The 16977-nt window shown below is 57.0% G+C and carries 12 protein-coding genes and 1 tRNA gene; 5 read left to right on the plus strand and 8 right to left on the minus strand.

Annotated elements, in window-relative coordinates:
- Window positions 1-7 precede the first annotated feature (7 nt).
- The 6 genes from zapD to HPT27_RS08340 all read right to left on the minus strand — a co-directional run bounded on the left by zapD (window position 8) and on the right by HPT27_RS08340 (window position 6129).
- Window positions 8-769, minus strand: coding sequence for a cell division protein ZapD (gene zapD, locus HPT27_RS08315; RefSeq protein ID WP_172241605.1), 762 nt, complete (start codon window positions 767-769; stop codon window positions 8-10).
- Between the two features lie 13 nt (window positions 770-782).
- Window positions 783-1403 carry a dephospho-CoA kinase gene (gene coaE, locus HPT27_RS08320; RefSeq protein WP_172241608.1) on the minus strand — a complete coding sequence of 207 codons (621 nt, stop codon included), beginning with the start codon at window positions 1401-1403 and terminating at the stop codon, window positions 783-785.
- A 19-nt stretch (window positions 1404-1422) separates the two neighbouring features.
- The gene (locus HPT27_RS08325) at window positions 1423-2313 is read right to left on the minus strand and encodes a prepilin peptidase (protein ID WP_172241611.1); all 891 of its coding nucleotides are present in this window, start codon (window positions 2311-2313) and stop codon (window positions 1423-1425) included.
- Window positions 2314-2326: 13 nt separating this feature from the next.
- Window positions 2327-3610, minus strand: a complete 1284-nt coding sequence (locus tag HPT27_RS08330) for a type II secretion system F family protein (protein WP_172241614.1) — start codon at window positions 3608-3610, stop codon at window positions 2327-2329.
- Window positions 3611-3819: 209 nt separating this feature from the next.
- Complete coding sequence (pilB, locus tag HPT27_RS08335) at window positions 3820-5529, minus strand: type IV-A pilus assembly ATPase PilB (protein ID WP_172241617.1); 1710 nt, start codon at window positions 5527-5529, stop codon at window positions 3820-3822.
- 111 nt (window positions 5530-5640) lie between these two features.
- A complete protein-coding gene (locus HPT27_RS08340) occupies window positions 5641-6129 on the minus strand; it encodes a pilin (RefSeq protein WP_172241620.1) in 489 nt (162 codons plus the stop codon).
- A 756-nt stretch (window positions 6130-6885) separates the two neighbouring features.
- On the opposite strand from HPT27_RS08340, the gene HPT27_RS08345 reads away from it, so the two are divergent.
- Both HPT27_RS08345 and HPT27_RS08350 read left to right on the plus strand, forming a co-directional pair.
- A tRNA-Thr gene (locus tag HPT27_RS08345) sits at window positions 6886-6961 on the plus strand.
- A 138-nt stretch (window positions 6962-7099) separates the two neighbouring features.
- Window positions 7100-9235, plus strand: coding sequence for a sulfatase-like hydrolase/transferase (locus tag HPT27_RS08350; protein ID WP_172241623.1), 2136 nt, complete (start codon window positions 7100-7102; stop codon window positions 9233-9235).
- 65 nt (window positions 9236-9300) lie between these two features.
- Here HPT27_RS08350 and nadC read toward each other — a convergent pair whose 3' ends face one another.
- On the minus strand, window positions 9301-10197 hold the full coding sequence (gene nadC / locus HPT27_RS08355; protein ID WP_172241626.1) for a carboxylating nicotinate-nucleotide diphosphorylase: 897 nt from the start codon (window positions 10195-10197) through the stop codon (window positions 9301-9303).
- A gap of 491 nt (window positions 10198-10688) precedes the next feature.
- Between nadC and HPT27_RS08360 the strand changes: the two genes are divergently transcribed.
- The 3 genes from HPT27_RS08360 to ampE all read left to right on the plus strand — a co-directional run bounded on the left by HPT27_RS08360 (window position 10689) and on the right by ampE (window position 14664).
- Window positions 10689-13058: a DUF1631 domain-containing protein gene (locus HPT27_RS08360; RefSeq protein ID WP_172241629.1), complete on the plus strand. Its 2370-nt coding sequence runs from the start codon at window positions 10689-10691 to the stop codon at window positions 13056-13058.
- A 75-nt stretch (window positions 13059-13133) separates the two neighbouring features.
- Window positions 13134-13688 carry a 1,6-anhydro-N-acetylmuramyl-L-alanine amidase AmpD gene (gene ampD, locus HPT27_RS08365; protein WP_211198022.1) on the plus strand — a complete coding sequence of 185 codons (555 nt, stop codon included), beginning with the start codon at window positions 13134-13136 and terminating at the stop codon, window positions 13686-13688.
- Between the two features lie 121 nt (window positions 13689-13809).
- Window positions 13810-14664, plus strand: a complete 855-nt coding sequence (gene ampE / locus HPT27_RS08370) for a regulatory signaling modulator protein AmpE (RefSeq protein WP_172241635.1) — start codon at window positions 13810-13812, stop codon at window positions 14662-14664.
- A 124-nt stretch (window positions 14665-14788) separates the two neighbouring features.
- On the opposite strand, the gene HPT27_RS08375 is transcribed toward ampE, so the two are convergent.
- Complete coding sequence (locus tag HPT27_RS08375; protein WP_172241638.1) at window positions 14789-16957, minus strand: winged helix-turn-helix domain-containing protein; 2169 nt, start codon at window positions 16955-16957, stop codon at window positions 14789-14791.
- Between the last annotated feature and the right edge of the window lie 20 nt (window positions 16958-16977).

Consider the following 16977-nt stretch of genomic DNA (forward strand, 5'->3'; position numbering starts at 1 on the left):
GCGGCGTTCAGCCGCACAGTGAGTATTCAAAGCTGCTGCTTTCGCGCAGGTATTTGACGGCGCCTTCATCATCGGCAATAGCCAAACGAATGACGCAGCGTTGACGGCCGCTGCTCACCTCCGGATAGACCGATTGTGTGCTCGGCATGCGCAGCCGCAGCAGTTGACCGTGCACCGGCTCCAGTTGGAAAAAACCATCGTCAAACTGGGCGCTGCGCCAATTGGTGTTTTCCCGCATCAGTCTGAGCAAGACATCAACGCTGGTACGTACCCCGTGCAATTCATTGAGCCATTGCTGCAGGCGCTCGCGGCGCGCGTCGGCCGGCCGCTGCAAAAAGCAATACAGTCGTGGTAAATCGAACGCGCAGGTGCCGCCGGGCAGGGTATAGCGGTGCTTGATGGCATGCAGGAATTCATTTTCGCGCAAGCGCGCAGCAAATTTGCCTTGATGATGAACGATCCAGTGATGCAGCTTTTCCAGTTGTTGCAGAAAGCGGCCGAGCTTATCCGCATCGACTTGCGGGTTGCTGCCGAGTGCGCGTAACTGCTGCAGTTGCCGGTCCAGATCACTGTGCAAATCGCCGCGCAGATCGCCGTGATCGACCGAGTCCATCAACTCAAAAAGGGTACCGAACGCCGCGTAGTGAGCGGCCAGACTCTGCTCGGCCAACAACTGCTGGGCGCGATTGAAAATACCTTCCAGCCGTAGATAGACCCGGGTCTTCTCATTCAAGGGTTGCTCGAACAGCAGCAGGTTCGGTGCGGTCATGGCTCGGTCGCCGTCAGGGGGCTGCAGTTGGCTGGCCAGCCAGCTGCAGGTAGCGTAAGTGCAGCAATTTTACATGACTGTCGAGCGCTTGCTCATCGGCATTGTTGTCGATGATGTCGTCGGCCGCAGCGCGTCGTGCAGCATCGGCGGCTTGAGCCGCGAGGATGGCATCTGTCTGATCCGCATCAACCTGGTCACGTGCCATCAGGCGCTGGCGACGCTGCTCGGTGCTGGCCTCGACCAACAATACCCGATCGTAATCGCCTGACTGACCGGTTTCGACCAGCAGCGGAATCACGAAGATCTGATAAGGGTAGGGCTGCACGCGTGCTGCAGCATTCATTTCCGCTCGGATCAGCGGATGCAGGATGGCGTTGACCTGTCTGCGCAGGTCGGCATCGGCAAAGATGCGCTGACGTAAGGCGCGGCGATCAAGCTGACCATCGGCTTGCAGAATCTCGCGGCCGCACAAGTCGACCAATTGCTGCAAGCCGGTTTGACCGGGTTCGACAACCCGGCGCGCCGCGACATCGGCATCAATCACCGGCACGCCGAGTGCAGCGAAGCGTCGTGATACAGCGGTTTTGCCGCTGGCAATCCCGCCAGTCAGGGCAATCCGCAGCGGCTCGGTCATCGCGTGTTTACCGCCGCACTCACAGCCCGGAAGCGCGCAGGTAAGCACTCATCCAGTCAGCGCCGAAATACAGCGAGCACCAACCGGCAATGGCGAGATAGGGACCGAACGGAATTTGCCGATCGTTGTTGCGTGAGAACAGCACCATGCTGCCGCCGATGACCAAGCCAGCGACAGCCGCCAGAATGATGATGATCGGCAATTGCTGCCAGCCGAGCCAGGCGCCCAGTGCCGCGAACAATTTGAAATCACCGTAGCCCATGCCTTCCTTGCCGGTCAGCAGCTTGAACGCCCAATACACAGACCACAGGCTCAGATAGCCGGCAACGGCACCGATAACGGCGTCATTCAATGGCACGAAACCGCCGCTCATGTTGAACAGCAAGCCCAGCCAGAGCAGAGGGTAGGTCAATTGATCGGGTAACAGCTTGGTATCCCAGTCGATGCCCGCCATGGCGATCAACAACGCGGTAAACAGCATTGCGCCGAACAGCAAGCCATCCGGGCCGAACTCTGCAGCGGCAAAGGCAAAAGCGGCACCGGTCATGGCCTCGATGATCGGATAGCGAACTGAAATAGGATCCTTGCACTGCTTGCATTTGCCGCGCAGAAACAACCAGCTCAGCAGAGGAATATTCAACCAGCCAGGAATCGCATAACCGCAATGAGGGCAAGCCGAGCGCGGCATCACCAAACCAAAGTCACTCGGGTAATTATCGCGGTATTCACCATTGAAGGAACAGCCGCCTTCAACAATCAATTCACGCGCCTGAGCTTGCCACTGCCGCTGCAAAATGATCGGCAGCCGGAAGATCACGACATTGAGAAAGCTGCCAATCAGCAGGCCAAAAATGCCGGCGGCGACCGTGAAGAACACACGGTCGCCGCCAAAGAGATCAAGTAGTGTCATGTTGTGCTTGTTATTAGATGACCTTGCCGAGGTTAAAGATAGGCAGGTACATGGCGACGATCAGGCCGCCGACCACAACCCCGAGTACAGCCATGATGATCGGTTCGAGCAGTGATGCCAAACCATCTACTGCGTCATCAACTTCCGCCTCGTAAATGTCTGCCACCTTGGCCAACATGGCATCTAGCGCACCCGACTCTTCGCCGATGGCAACCATTTGCACGACCATGTTGGGGAACATTCCAGTGCCCTGCATCGCCAGATTCATCTGCATACCGGTGGTCACATCATCCCGAACTTTCAAGATGGATGTTCGATAGACAACGTTGCCAGACGCGCCGGCAGCCGACTCCAGCGCTTCAACCAACGGGACGCCCGCAGCGAAGGTTGTCGACAATGTGCGTGCATAGCGGGCAATAGCGGCTTTATTCAAGATGATGCCGATCACCGGAAGCTTGAGGACCAATCGGTCTTTACCATCCCGGAACGCTTGTGAATTGACATTCAAATAACCAAAACCGAACGCGGACCCAACAATGACCGCCAAGTAAATGTACCAAGTCTCCTGGAGCGATCTTGATATGCCCAGCACAAATTGAGTGAAGGCGGGCAAGTCGGCGCCGAAGCTCTTGAACATGTCTTCGAACATCGGCACAACGAACAGCAAAAGAATCGCTGTGACTATGGCGGCAACTACCAACACAGCTGTTGGATAAAAGAGCGCCTTCTTTATTTTCGACTTGATGCGCTCCGACTTTTCCTTGTAGAGCGCGATACGATCCAGCATTTGCTCAAGCGAGCCGGATTGCTCACCAGCACCTACCAAGTCGCAGAAAAGCGGGTCAAAATACTTCGGGTGTTTGCGCAGTGACTCATGAAAGGGCGCGCCGGCTTCAATATCGCCCTTGATGGTCATCATCAATTCTTGAACCGATGGTTTTTCGTGGCCACGGCCAATAATTTCGAAAGACTGAACAAGAGGGACACCCGCTTTCATCATTGTTGCCAGTTGCCTTGCCATCATGGCGATATCGGCCGGCGTTATTGGCGCTTTGCGCGGTGAAAAAAGGTCGGCTGCCTTGCGATTTATTTTGCCCGGCATCAGGCCTTGCTTGCGCAGCTGGGCTTTGACCATGGCTTCGTTTGCGGCCTGCATTTCGCCTTTGATCTTCTGACCTTTTTTGTCAACGCCTTCCCATGCATAGGTCTTTTGTTTAGCGACCGGCGCCGTTGGGCGTGTGATCGCATTCGACCGGGGTTTGGCGGCGGGGTCTTTTTTGACGGCTTGCAATGCCATGGCCTTGGTCCCTTCAAGTTCAGGTGTTGTTGTAATTCTAGCGGCTAAAGCGTTGACTAATTGTGCTTTTCGTCCCGGAAACAGGCCTATTGAAGCACTGCCAATGGGGAAATGCCAGTACTCTTGATTTCTCAGCGCGGCATTTCTGATAGGCCTGTCGCCGGCAATTCGTCTGGACTAACCCAAATTCTGGCCTAAGCAAAAGCCGGTCAATCAGAGGTAATCCGGTTGATTTCGGCCAGACTGGAAACTCCCTGCCTGACTTTCTCCAGGCCGGACTCGCGCAAATCCTTGATACCCTCTTTCCGCATCTGGTCGGCGATATCAATGGCGTTGCCACCGCTCATGACGATGCGGCTGATGGCATCGGTAACCGGCATGACTTCATAAACGCCAACCCGGCCTTTGTAGCCCTTGTTGCAGTTATCGCAGCCGACCGGCTCGTAAAGCGTAAGAGTTGCCACTTCTTCTTCACGAAATCCTTCTTGAATCAGCGCTTCTGGTGGCAGTTTGACCGGTTTTTTGCAGTGTGAGCACAAGCGCCGTGCCAGCCGCTGGGCAATGATGAGGTGCACCGTTGTCGCGATGTTGAACGGAGCAACCCCCATATTGATCAAACGAGTAAGGGTTTCCGGGGCGCTGTTGGTGTGCAGGGTCGACAACACCAAGTGACCGGTCTGGGCCGCCTTGATGCCAATTTCGGCAGTTTCTAGGTCGCGGATTTCGCCGACCAGCACGACGTCCGGGTCTTGCCGCAGGAAGGCCCTAAGCGCCATCGGAAAGGTCAGACCAGCTCTCGGATTGACCTGAACCTGATTGACGCCGGGCAAGTTGATTTCGACTGGGTCTTCCGCCGTCGAAATATTGGTTTCTTCGTCATTGAGAATGTTGACGGCAGTGTACAGCGACACGGTTTTGCCGGAACCCGTCGGTCCGGTCACCAAAACCATGCCTTGTGGCTTGGCAATGGCATCCATGAACGCTTGTTTCTGGACCGGTTCATAACCCAGCGCATCGATGCCCAATTTGGCGCTTGAGGAGTCCAGAATCCGCATGACGACTTTTTCGCCCCACAGGGTTGGTAGTGTCGAAACCCGGAAATCGATGGACTTGTTTTTTGACAATTTCAGCTTGATACGGCCGTCTTGGGGCACCCGTCGCTCGGCGATATCGAGCCGCGACATAACCTTCAAACGGGCGGCAAGCCGGCTTGAAAGATTGACCGGCGGCTTGGCGATTTCCTTTAGCACACCGTCAACACGGAACCGAACCCGGTATTCCTTTTCATAAGGCTCGAAGTGCAAGTCCGAGGCGCCCTTTTTGATGGCGTCCATCAAGAGCTTGTTGATGAATCGAACAATTGGAGCATCGTCCGCGCCCTGACCGTCATCGCCGGCCGGCTCCTCATCACCGCCTTGAATATCGAGGTTGTCGAGGTCCTCATCCATGCCCTCGAAACTGCCGGCATCCTTGGCATCGAGCAGTTTGTCGATGGCACGGCCGAGCTTGTCATCCTCAACCAGAATGCCTTCAATGCTCATGCCGGTATGGAACCGGACCTTGTCCAGGGCTTCGAGATTGGTCGGATCCGAGATGGCAACGAACAACCGGTTACCGCGCTTGAACAGTGGCATGGTCCGGTGCTGCCGGATGATGGCTTCTTCGACCAGTTCCTTTGGAATCAGATCTTGATCCATCGCCTCGATGTCAAACAGCGGCGCGCCGAACTCCTGGGACGCTATATTCGCAAGAACGTGAGCTTTGGCTAGCTTATTCTGGACAACATAGCTAACGAAGGGCTGCTTGGTCTTAACCGCCTGAGCCAACGCCTCTTGAGCGATGCCCTCTTCAAGAATGCCGTCTGTGACCAGCCGTCGTGGCAGGCCGCCCAAGGCCATTTTGGTACCCGGTGTGCTCATTTCAGTTGTTCCGACAGATTCTTTTCATTAGCAGCTTTCAGATAAAGGTAATGGACAATCTTAAAAAAACAAAGGCGAGCCAAGCTCGCCTTTGTCCTAAACAACAGTAACTTACGAGCTGTTACGGCAGTTAGCCGGGAACAACTTGAACAGACTAGCCGATGCTCCAGTGTAGCAGCGCCATGCCTTGATGGTGTCGCCGGAAGCAGCATCCGAGCAGGAACCGCCAGCCAAGCCACCGCTGGCATTCGTGCAAGCCTTCAGCATAAGTTGTTCGTTGTACAAATCCGGATCAATGTTCTGGATTTCGACAGTGATGACATTGCCCGAAACGGCAATTTGTTCAACGTACTGACTGACGCCAGCCGAGTCAGTCGAGCAGCCGGCCGCATTGGCGGACGAAGGGACAGTATTCGGGTTGGCGGCGAAGAACTCTGCAACGGAAATTTTGCAGGCACCGGCAGCCGCGGCCACTTCGGAAACCTTCGAGCGCTTGAGATAGTCTTGGTAAGCTGGCAACGCAACGGCAGCCAAGATACCGATAATCGCAACGACGATCATGAGTTCGATAAGGGTAAAGCCCTTTTGCACTGATTTCATGTTTAAAGCTCCTCACAGGGGAAGGTATGGCCAGTCAATTCAGGATAGGTGAAAATCCCAAATCCGCCACTGGCGCGTCTCGTACGCCCCAACAACGAATGCAGCGTACGGGCGACCGACCAGTGTTATCAGTACGCCAGCAAGTATCGTGCCAAATATTTGATGGGTCAACTTCCCAGCATTCTGCCGGTCTGGGAACGCGCCAGCCCAGATAAATTGCTCTCTACATAGACTTATTTGTGAGGTGCCTCACAATTGCGGGTATTCCTATACCGTACTTCGCTAGGGGTAGGGCGTGTGCCCCTTCTCGATTGCGCGGCAGCTTGTGACAATATTTGTCAGTGGCCTATTAAAAACAGGGCGGGTATCCGGGGAGGGGCCCTAGAAGTAAGGCCAGTCTTTCCAAAGACTAGGTGGTTCAAAAAAAAACGATGTTGAGCCGCTGTCTGCAAGGCTATGGCCAACCCACGCATATCCAACTTTATCAGCATGGACGCTTCTCCAGTTGGAGCACGACCTACTCCACAACGTCACGTGCCGCCCTGTTTGGACTACGGTCGGGGTCGGAAAGCGGCGAGTTGTTTTGACCCGAACTGCAGAGATTGTCGTAGTTCTTCGGGCGTTCAAATTGCTTGGCAGTGTGGCTATCAAGCTTTGGCTTACTTCTCGACAATGTGCTGACCAATGTCAAATGTGATACTTGAGCCTTCCTAGGCGAGTCCTTATACTGTCGCGCCGCGGTACGTGCATTAAGACGCCGGTGTAGCTCAGTTGGTAGAGCAGCGCATTCGTAATGCGAAGGTCGTAGGTTCGACTCCTATCCCCGGCACCATCTTTCCATACACAGCTCAAACGATCATCTGTCCTCTTGTTACTCGATGCCCATGCTTAGGGTTGAAAGGACGCCCTTGTCTGAACATGCAGCTTGGGTCATCCTTGCCGCTAGTCTCGGTCAGACAGAATCCTCGCTATGGTCCTTTCCACTAAATTGAGCCGTCAACTACTGATTTTGCGGTTGTTGGCTTTGTGTTCGCTCGGTTTCGTATTCTACTTGCAATTCTTGGTGCCGACCTTGGTGGGGTCCGCTTCTAAGGGTATGCAGTTGGACATCATTGTCACTGTGCTGACCTCCAGTAGCTATCTGACTACTCAATTGGCGCTGTTTCTATTGCTATCGTTCATTCTCTGGGCTGGACTGGTTTGGTTGACTTATCGCACTGTGGCATTTTTCATGGTGCGTCGGAGTTGGCGGTATCGAACTTTTGTTCCAACCTTCTTGCTGTATACGTTGCTTTCATGGATGGCAATAGGATTTGCCAACAACGTCATATACAGTGGGTCGCGATTCGACTTGTTGGTGCCGATATATTTGCGAAATACCGTGACCGAAATAGTGGTCGCTGCAATATTGTCGTTATTAGTCGCGGTGCCAATGTTAGTGGCGTTGTGGTTGGCCAATCGAAAGAAAACGGTTTATGCGGCAGCGGCCATTTTGCTCGCAATCACCATTAGCCATAATATCGACTCAGGGTTCAGTCCGGCCGCTAAAACAAGCCAGCCGAACGTTATAATAATTGGTGTCGACTCCTTCTCTCCGTTTCAGCTTGGCCGCTATCACGAAGAGAATTTTTCTAATTTTATTTCAAAAATTGAGCAGATGCACTGGTTCGCTGATTCGGTTCCGAGCGTACCGAGGACCTTTGGATCTTGGTCCGGCATTTTGACTGGACTTGATGCTGTCGATAGTGGCGCTCGTTTTAACTTGACGCCGATTGAGACGGTAAAAACGGATCGCTCGATAGCTTATGATTTTCATAACGCAGGTTATCGCACCGTCTTCGCTATGGATGAAAGGCTGTTTGCAAATATCGATCAGCGATATGGGTTCGATGAGGTGGTCGGCCCAAGAATGGGGGCCATTGACTTCCTTATTTCTACCATCGCTGACTTGCCATTGAATAATCTCTTCATGCATTTTGTTCCGGGTAGCCAGTATATTTTGCCAAATAGTTACGGAAATCGCGCTTCAAAAGGTGCGTATTTGCCTGATCATCACGATCAAAAGCTTCAACAAGTTTTGGCTAAAACATCGGATAAACCGCTGTTTTTAGTGTCACATTTTTGTGTTTCACATTATCCGTACTTTTGGGGGGAGTCTCCCAAAATTGGCAACCACGAAGGTCTGTCCGGTATGGAGGTCGTTCATGCTGCGGCCATCCGTCGAGCGACTGAGCAGGTGGATTGGCTGATGTCTAATTTGAAATCGGCTGGATACCTAGATAACGCCATCATTGTGTTGTTGACTGATCATGGTCACGACTTAGAGAGCGGGCGTGATTTTGAACTCATTGGCAAACAGTATGTTGGACACGAGTCAATGCCTGAGGAAGGTCTTATTGGCCAGGCGTTTACCTATGTTAATGGTCACGGGGTAAGTGTTTTCGACCAAAGTCAGATTCAAACCTTTTTGGCATTCCAAATAAATACACCCGAGCTAAAGAGTAAGCCTGCATTTGAATCGTCAGGCGTATCGCTGATTGATGTCGCGCCAACGCTTTTGGACTTAGCAAAAATCCCTTTTACAAAAGACCGATTTGATGGTCGCAGTCTGGCGGCCGCTGTATCCGGGGGCGTTGTCGGTGACTTGCAGAACCTACCGAGATTTGTCGAATCTGATTTATATTTTTCAGCCATCGCAGATGTTACGAAGGTGGATGCGGCCAAGTTGATGGAAGAAACTCTCCAGAGCTATGAGGTCAGCAATACAGAACCATTACTTCAGCTTAAGCCCGAATTCTTCGAGAAACGGTTGGATAACAAGATTCGGTCGGTGCTGCTGGGGACGTGGCAGCTGGCATTATTGCCGCCGGTCAACGATGTTGCTAGCACGCCGATTTTTGAGAACTATCCGAGAACAATTGTCTTGTTCAATCGTGAATCGAAGCAATGGACCAATGATTTCGGTACAGAGTTTGCGGCACAGGCGCCTGTTTCCGAGATGATTGAGGCGCTGAAATCTCGTTATGGTAGCGAGTCTTTGCCCTGGGATAGTCTGATGAAAAGTGCTATCGAAAGGCATCGCTTTGTTGATGGGAGGCTTAATTAGATCAATAGGCAAGCACCGACTGCTTTTGGGCACAGACCATTGGATTTCAGGCGAAGTATCTGACATCACAGCTGCACCCGCATCGATAAATCCACCGCCTTCACATGCTTGGTAATCGCCCCGGCTGAGATGAAATCGACGCCGGCGGCGGCGATGGTTTTCAGCCGTTCGGCGGAGACGCTGCCGGACACTTCCAGCTTGGCGCGGCCGGCGGTCAGGCTGACGGCGCGGGGCAGGTCGGCGTCGGCGAATTCATCGAGCATGATAATGTCGGCGCCGGCGCTCAGGGCTTGTTCCAGTTCTTCAAAGGATTCCACCTCAACCTCAACCGGAACCTTCGGTGCCAGCCGGCGGGCGGCATTGACCGCTTCGGCAATGCCGCCGCAGGCGGCGATATGGTTTTCCTTGATCAGAAAGGCATCGAACAGGCCGATCCGGTGATTGCTGCCGCCACCGACCCGGACTGCGTATTTCTGGGCGGCGCGCAAGCCGGGCAGGGTTTTGCGGGTATCGAGCAGCTGGCAGCGGCTGCCAGCCAGTGGCGCCACAAACGCTCGCGCGGCATTGGCGGTGCCGGACAGGGTTTGCAGGAAGTTCAGCGCGGTTCGTTCTCCGGTGAGTAGCAGCCGGGCCGGGCCGCTCAGTTCGCACAGCAGGCTGTCGGCGTCGACCGATTCCCCTTCGCGGCAGCGCCATTGCAGCGCAACCTCCAGGCCGTTGCCGGTCTGCCTCAGTTGTCGAAACACTTCCTCGACCCAAGCTTGACCGCAGACCAGCGTTGCCTCGCGGGTGATGATGGTGGCCGTGGCGAGCCGACCGGCCGGCACCAGCATGGCGGTCAAATCCCGCTGCGGGTCGAGCGGACCACTGCCTGGTGCTTGCCCCAGATCTTCAGCCAAGGCCTGACGGACGCTTTGCTGACGGGCAGCGGCGAGGTATTCGGGGTCGAGGCGGTTATGCATGGGCGGTCTCTGGGGGCAGTTGTTATAAGCTTTCTATACGGACAGGCTCGACGGCTGGCGGGCCGGGCGGAACAAGTCGATTGCTCGGTCTTTCGCTTGCCCAGCCAGTCGGTAGCTCAATCGAGGGCCTGATTATCGACTGCCCGGTCGAGGCGCCGCAAACTTTCACCTTACCCGCTGTCGTGGCCGGCGGCGGTTGCGCGTTGCGCAGCTGGTTCGGCATGTGTCTTTCATGCGGGTGATTCGCAGGCGGATTTTTCGCCAGCAATCGGCCGGTGCGCCGGCAAAACGACCGACTTTTCCGACGGCGCTGGCCAAAGCAGCAAGGCAGCAGCTATACAGTCTCCGGGCATCGTGGCAATTCGACCTCTGGTCGGCAAACGTGCCCCACTCCAGGGCAGTGTCGACTGCATCACGGCACACTCGACGGCTTTCCGCTGTAATGGCATGGCGTAGAAAAGTCTGTGCGCACGCCCCTGGAGTAAAGAAACATGGCATTTGAACCCCACGTAATGCAATTCACCAGCACCGGTGAACCGCGTCGTGTCCAGGAGCAGCGGAAATTGCCCAAGCTGATAGAGCGGGTCAGGGATCAGTCGCTGGAGGCGCTGACCAAGTTGTTCGGGCACATGCTCGATACCGCTGACGACACCTTGTTTGACTTGGCCGACAAGGCCGGCAACAACAAGGACCAAACCCTGTATTTCGACGCCATGCGGGAACTGCGCATCAAGCGCAAGGGCATGGAAAACGTGTTCCGGCAGGAGTTGCAGAACGGCTTCTACGATCTGGTTGGCCGGAATGAGAATATGGCGGGCGCTGCCGGTGCCACCTATTCGCTCGATTCGCTCAGTCTGGTCAAGGAAGACGAGCTGGAAGAAAACCTCGCCGTCGACGGCATGGTCTCGCGCGCCAAGCAGCGCAACGAAGAGCCGCTGCGTTATCTGGCCCGTCGGTTCGATGCCGTGGTGCCGGATATCCGGGTCGAGGCGGATGATCTGCCGGTCTATCCGAAACGCATCTGCGAAAGCTTCCGCTCCGCCACCAAAGCCTTGGGCCTGGATCTGCGTGCCAAGCTGGTGGTGTTCAAACTGTTTGAACGCAGCGTCATGGCCGAGCTGCCGAATGTTTATGACGACCTGAACCTGTTCTTCGCCGATAACGGTGTGCTGCCGGATTTGCATGTGCGCAAGCCGCGCAAACTGGCGACCCCGCCGCCGGCGGCAAAACGCAAAGTCGCCGAAGACGATGGTCTTGGCGATGTCGTGACACCCGAGCAGCCGGTCGATATCAAGGCCGAAGTGTTCAACGCCCTGCGCGATTTGCTCGCTGCCCAGAAAGGTGGCGGTATGGCCATGGGCGGGGCTGCGGGCGCATTCTTTGACGGCGGTTTTGGTGCGCCGGTGGTGCCGGTAGTTGAAACCCCGCAGTTGCTGCAGGCGCTGTCGAAACTGCAGCACGATCCGGGTGCCGTGCCGGTCGGCCAATCCATCGATCTGCGGACTGCGCTTGCTGCGCGTTTGCCGGTTGTGGTCGGTGGTCGCGTTGACGCCAGTGCCGTCGGTGCCGTCAACGATGACGTGATCGACATCGTCAGCATGATGTTCGATTTCATTCTCGGCGACGCCAATCTGCCGGATGACATCAAGGCCCAGCTCGGGCGTTTGCAGATTCCGATGCTGAAAGTCGCGCTGGTCGACAAGAGTTTTTTCAGCAACCGCAATCACTCGGCGCGTCTGCTGCTGAACGAAATGGCCTACGCCGGCATTGGCTGGGATCCGGATCGGCGTGGTCGTGATGGCCTGCAGGGCCGTATAGAAACGATTGTCCAGCGGGTGCTGAATGAATTTGAAGATGACTCGCGGCTGTTCACCGAGTTGCTGGAAGAGTTTCGCGGTTACTGTGAAGAAGAGCGTCGGCGCTCGCTGATCATTGAAAAACGCACCAAGGAAGCCGAAGAAGGCAAGGCGCGCAGTGATTCGGCCAAGCATGTGGTCGACAACCTGCTGCAGAAGGTGGTGGCCGGACGCTCGTTGCCGCCGGTCGCGCACAAGCTGCTGCATGATGTCTGGAGCAAAGTGCTGTTCCTCGAACACCTGCGTGCTGGTGCCGACTCCGATGCCTTCCGCCATGCAGCGCAAGTGGCCGACGTGCTGGTGCGTACGGTGACCGTGCGCACGCCAACCGAACGCTCGCAGTTGCCGAGTTTGATCCCAGGCCTGATTCGCCAGTTGCGGGCCGGGTTTGAATCGATTTCCTATGGTGCGCTGGAATCAAGCGCGCTGTTGCAGGATTTGGAAGCGCTGCACTTCCAGTTGATGCGGGCACCGGTCGAGCCGGTGGTGCCGGAAGACAGCGGTCTTGATGACATGGTCGACAACGGCGTCGTCGCAGCCGATTTTGGCATGTCGTCGCACGATACCGATTTGCTGGCCGATGCGCTGCCGGACACCAGTGCCGAAGATGCTGCGTTGCTGGCCTCGATCAATGTCGAGCCGGTAGAGCTGCCAAGCGGTGAAGAGCTTGGCGAAGACATCGTCATGGAAAGCGCGCCGGACAACGAGCCGGACGTCGATGGTTATATCGATCAGGTCGATGCGCTGCAGGTCGGCAGCTGGATCGAATTGCGCGAGCCGGATCGCAACACCCGTTGCAAACTGGCGGCGCGGATTCCGACCGTCGGCAAGCTGATTTTCGTCAACCGTTCCGGTGTCAAAGTGGCCGAATTCACTCGCCCGGGCATGGCGGTAGCCTTGCGCCGCGGCAGCGTCAAGTTGCTGGATGACGCGGCGTTGTTTGACCGGGCGCTGGAAGCGGTCATCTCGAATCTGCGTAAGCTGAAGGACGCAGCCGACAGCTGAGTTCGCTGGTATTCATCAAAACGCGCTAAGCTGGCCACCCTGAGTGGCCAGCTTTTTTTCTGCAGATAAATGTCTATGCAGCTCGATGCCAATGGTTGGTTAGTGGGGGCGCGCCGATCGCCGTCGCCGCATTGTGACGAGCGGGCCGCGCCCGCCGACATTTCCCTGCTGGTTATCCACGGCATCAGTTTGCCGCCGGGCCAGTTCGGTGGTCCGTATATCGAGCAACTGTTTCATGGCCAGCTGGATCCGCAAGCGCATCCTTATTTCGCCTCGATTCACGGCTTGCGGGTGTCGAGTCATTTCCTGATTCGCCGCGACGGTGAAATCGTCCAGTTTGTCAGTTGCCTGCAACGGGCCTGGCACGCCGGGGTCTCGCAGTTTGCCGGCCGTGACCGCTGCAATGATTTTTCCATCGGCATCGAGCTGGAGGGCGCCGACGATACGCCGTATGCGGCAGCGCAATATCCGGCGCTGGTGGCGTTGACCCGGGCGATTCAGCAACGCTGGCCGGCCATCGGCAACGCGTGCATTGCTGGTCATGAGGACATTGCCCCGGGCCGCAAAACCGATCCCGGTCCGGCGTTCGACTGGCTGCGTTATCGCGCCATGCTGGCAAGTGCCGGCTGACGGTCCGCGCCCGCTTGCCGACCCGATATCTCGCCAATGACGGCCCGATGACCGGAGCCGTCAAATTTCTGTGCGATAATTGCCGCAGCTGTATCGACTCAATCTTGTTCAGGGACGTGTCATGACCTTGTTGGCCATCGTGTTGGTGCTGGTGCTGGAATGGTATTTCCGGTTGCCGCCCAGCTATCGCAACTTCCGCTGGTTTGTCCGCTTCCGCCGTTTCATGCAACGCCAGTTTCCGGCCCAATTCGAAGGTTTTGGCGGTCTGCTGTTCATGACCGGCACGGTGCCGCTGTTGCTGGCGCTGATTCTGGCGTTCACGGGCGGCTGGATTGGTCAGCTGCTTTATCTGGCGGTCGGTACCAGCGTGCTCTGGTATTGCCTTGGGCCACAGGATTTGCGGGCGTTGCTGGCGCCGTATTTCTCCGCGCTGGAACGCAATGACAGCCAGAGTGCCTGGGAGCATGCCCGTGAGCGGGTCGATGCCGACGCGGTCGACGAGTTGCCGCAGTTGGGCCGGCAGGTGTCGCGGTTCATCTTCACCGAAATCAACAGCCGTTTCATCGCGCTGCTGTTCTGGTTTGCCGTGCTCGGACCGGCGGCATGTCTGTTCTATCGGCTGTGTACGCTGTACGCCGAATTGCTGAAAAACGAACCGGGTCATCCGCATCAGCGACTGATCCGATCGCTGCGTCATGTGCTGGATTGGGTGCCGGCCCGAATCACCGCGCTGTCATATGCGCTGGTCGGCGATTTTGTCCGTGGCTATAGCGTATTGCATCCGTTCTGGCGCGAGGCCGATGCCAGCTCGGAACGCATTCTGCTCGACAGCGGTTTGGCGTCACTTGCCATCGGCCCGGACCTGCCGATGGATGCGCTGGAAGAAAACGTTCAGGCATTGGCGCTGGCCGAGCGGGCGCTGCTGCTGGTGCTGGTATTGATCGCACTGTTCTCGCTGTTTGGGGTGCTGATTTGACCCGGCGGCTTTGTCGTCGATACCAGTGTCATCAGGACTTTCGGCATCGACTTGTCGCGGAGCTGCAGCAAAACAAAAGCCGGGATTTCCCGGCTTTTGTTTTGCGCGCGAGCAGGGGGCGGACTCAGCCTGCCGGCGGTAGCACCAACATCAAATCGGCTTCACTGCGCAGCACTTCGGAATACAGCACCTCACCGGTCGGGGTAATGGACAAGCCGGATTTGTAAGTCAGCCGCGGCAAGGGTCGTAGCCAGCGGTCACGCCGAGTGCGCAGCGAATAGTGCTGCAATTGGGTGCCGCCATCGGCGCGATCTTTGACGTAGGCAATGCCGTCGTTATAGAGCTGCCAGCTGTTGCAGAACGCCAACTCCACCTCGGGCAAAACCAGACTGCGACTGCGATCGTCGCGATTCAGCAACCACAATCCGGGCTCGGAAGGATGGGAGAAATACAGATTGCCGTCGGCCGCTTCCCGGGCAATGTAACCGCCATCCCGGGTGAGCTGCGTTTCTTCACCGGTGCCGAGCTGGTGCTGCCAGATCTGCCAATCACCGGTGCGGAACGAGGCGAAATACAAACGCGTGCCGTCACGCGACCAATTGGCAAAGCGATCTTCCGCCGGGTCACTGGTGATGCGCTTCGGATTGCCGCCGCTGGCATCGAGCAGGTAGATATCGGTGTTGCCTGCCGGTGGCGCATCAAGCGCCAGCTGGCTGCTGTCTGGTGACCACGCCGGACCGTTGGTAAACGGGCCATTGAAATGACTCAGTTGCAGCAGTTCGCTGCCATCCGGTTTGGCCAACCAGATCTCCGTGGTGCCGGAGCGGTCTGAGACAAAGGCCAGGCGCTCGCCGTTTGGTGCCAGCACCGGCTGCCAATCCCAACGGGTATCAAAGGTCAGTGCCCGCGCCGGCGTTTCCGGTTGATTGACCGGTGCGGCAAACAGATTGGCCTGACCGCTGCCTTCTTCATAAATCATGGCGCCGGTTCGGGCGATGGCGGGAAAGTCGGTGCTGCGACCGCTGACCGGTACCCGACTTGGTGCGCCACCGGTCGAGGCGATGCGCCAGAGCGCAAACGGTCCGGCGCGGTTGGAGGCGAACACTAAATGCTCGCCATCCGGTTCCCAGGCAATACCGTGGATCTTGACGTTGTCGCCGGTCAGGCGCTGAAGCGCGCCGCTGCTCAGCTCGAGGACATACACGTCGGCGACCCCGGCGGCGCGCCAACGACTGAACGCGAGTTTGCTGCCGTCGGATGAGAAGCTGGCATCACCATCTTCCTGATCGGTGGGCTTGGGTGCGGTCAGCATTTGCCGGGCGGCGCTGTCGACATTGACCGCAACGAGGCCGCCACTCTCGTCGGTGAATACCAGCTCGCGGCCATCCGGCCGCCAGGTCAGGTTGTCCCAGTTGTGCACCGGGCAATCAATCAGTTTGCGGGACGGGCCGCCCTGCGGAGACACCAGGCGGATTTCGCAGTGTTCATCGGTAACGGCGAAATAGGCGATGCGGCGACCATCCGGCGACCAAGCGGGTCGTTGCTCATTTGCCGCGGTGGCCGCCACCGGATGCAAGGTTTCGGAACCCAGGGTGCGGACCTGGATGTCGCCATTTTTGCTTTCCGGCGCCAGCCAGGTAAACGCCACCTGACTGCCATCAGGTGAAAAGCTGGCGCTGACTTCGCGACCGGGCAGCGTGGTGAATGGGGTGATACGGGCTGATCCGTAATCGGTGGCCGGCTCCGGCATCATGCCGGCGTTGTTGCTCAGTTGCTGCCAACCAACATAACCCAGCAGGGCCGCAATGGTGCTTGCCATCAGCCATTGCCGGGTCGGACGCACCGGATGCGGTGTGGCCGAGGTGCGCGAGTCGACCGCGGCGGCGACAGTCTCAGTAGCCTCGGCGGTGGCGACAGCGGGCAATGGCGGCGTCGGTTCGGCTTGCTCGTTCAGGCTCAGTCGATAGCCGACCTTCGGAATCGTTTCCAACAGCGCCGGACAGTCCAGTTCCTCGCTCAGCACTTTGCGCAGTCGCGACACGGTCCGGTTAAGCGCGTCCTCGCTGACCACCTCTTTGCCCCATACCGCCTGCATCAAGGCGTCCCGGGTCACCGGTTCACCGTTGGCCCGAACCAGCGCGGCCAGCACTTGCATGACCCGCGGCTCCAGCTGCCACTCCTGCGTGCCGGTCCGAATCCGGCACAGCGCCGGCTGCAGCTGCCAGCGGCCGAATGCCAGCCCGGCGGCCTCGTTGCTGGCGCCGCGGGTGGTCATCGGAATCGGTGTGCTCATAAACAGTCGGTACTCATCAG

The organism is Permianibacter fluminis (genome assembly GCF_013179735.1).
Classification (GTDB): domain Bacteria; phylum Pseudomonadota; class Gammaproteobacteria; order Enterobacterales; family Permianibacteraceae; genus Permianibacter; species Permianibacter fluminis.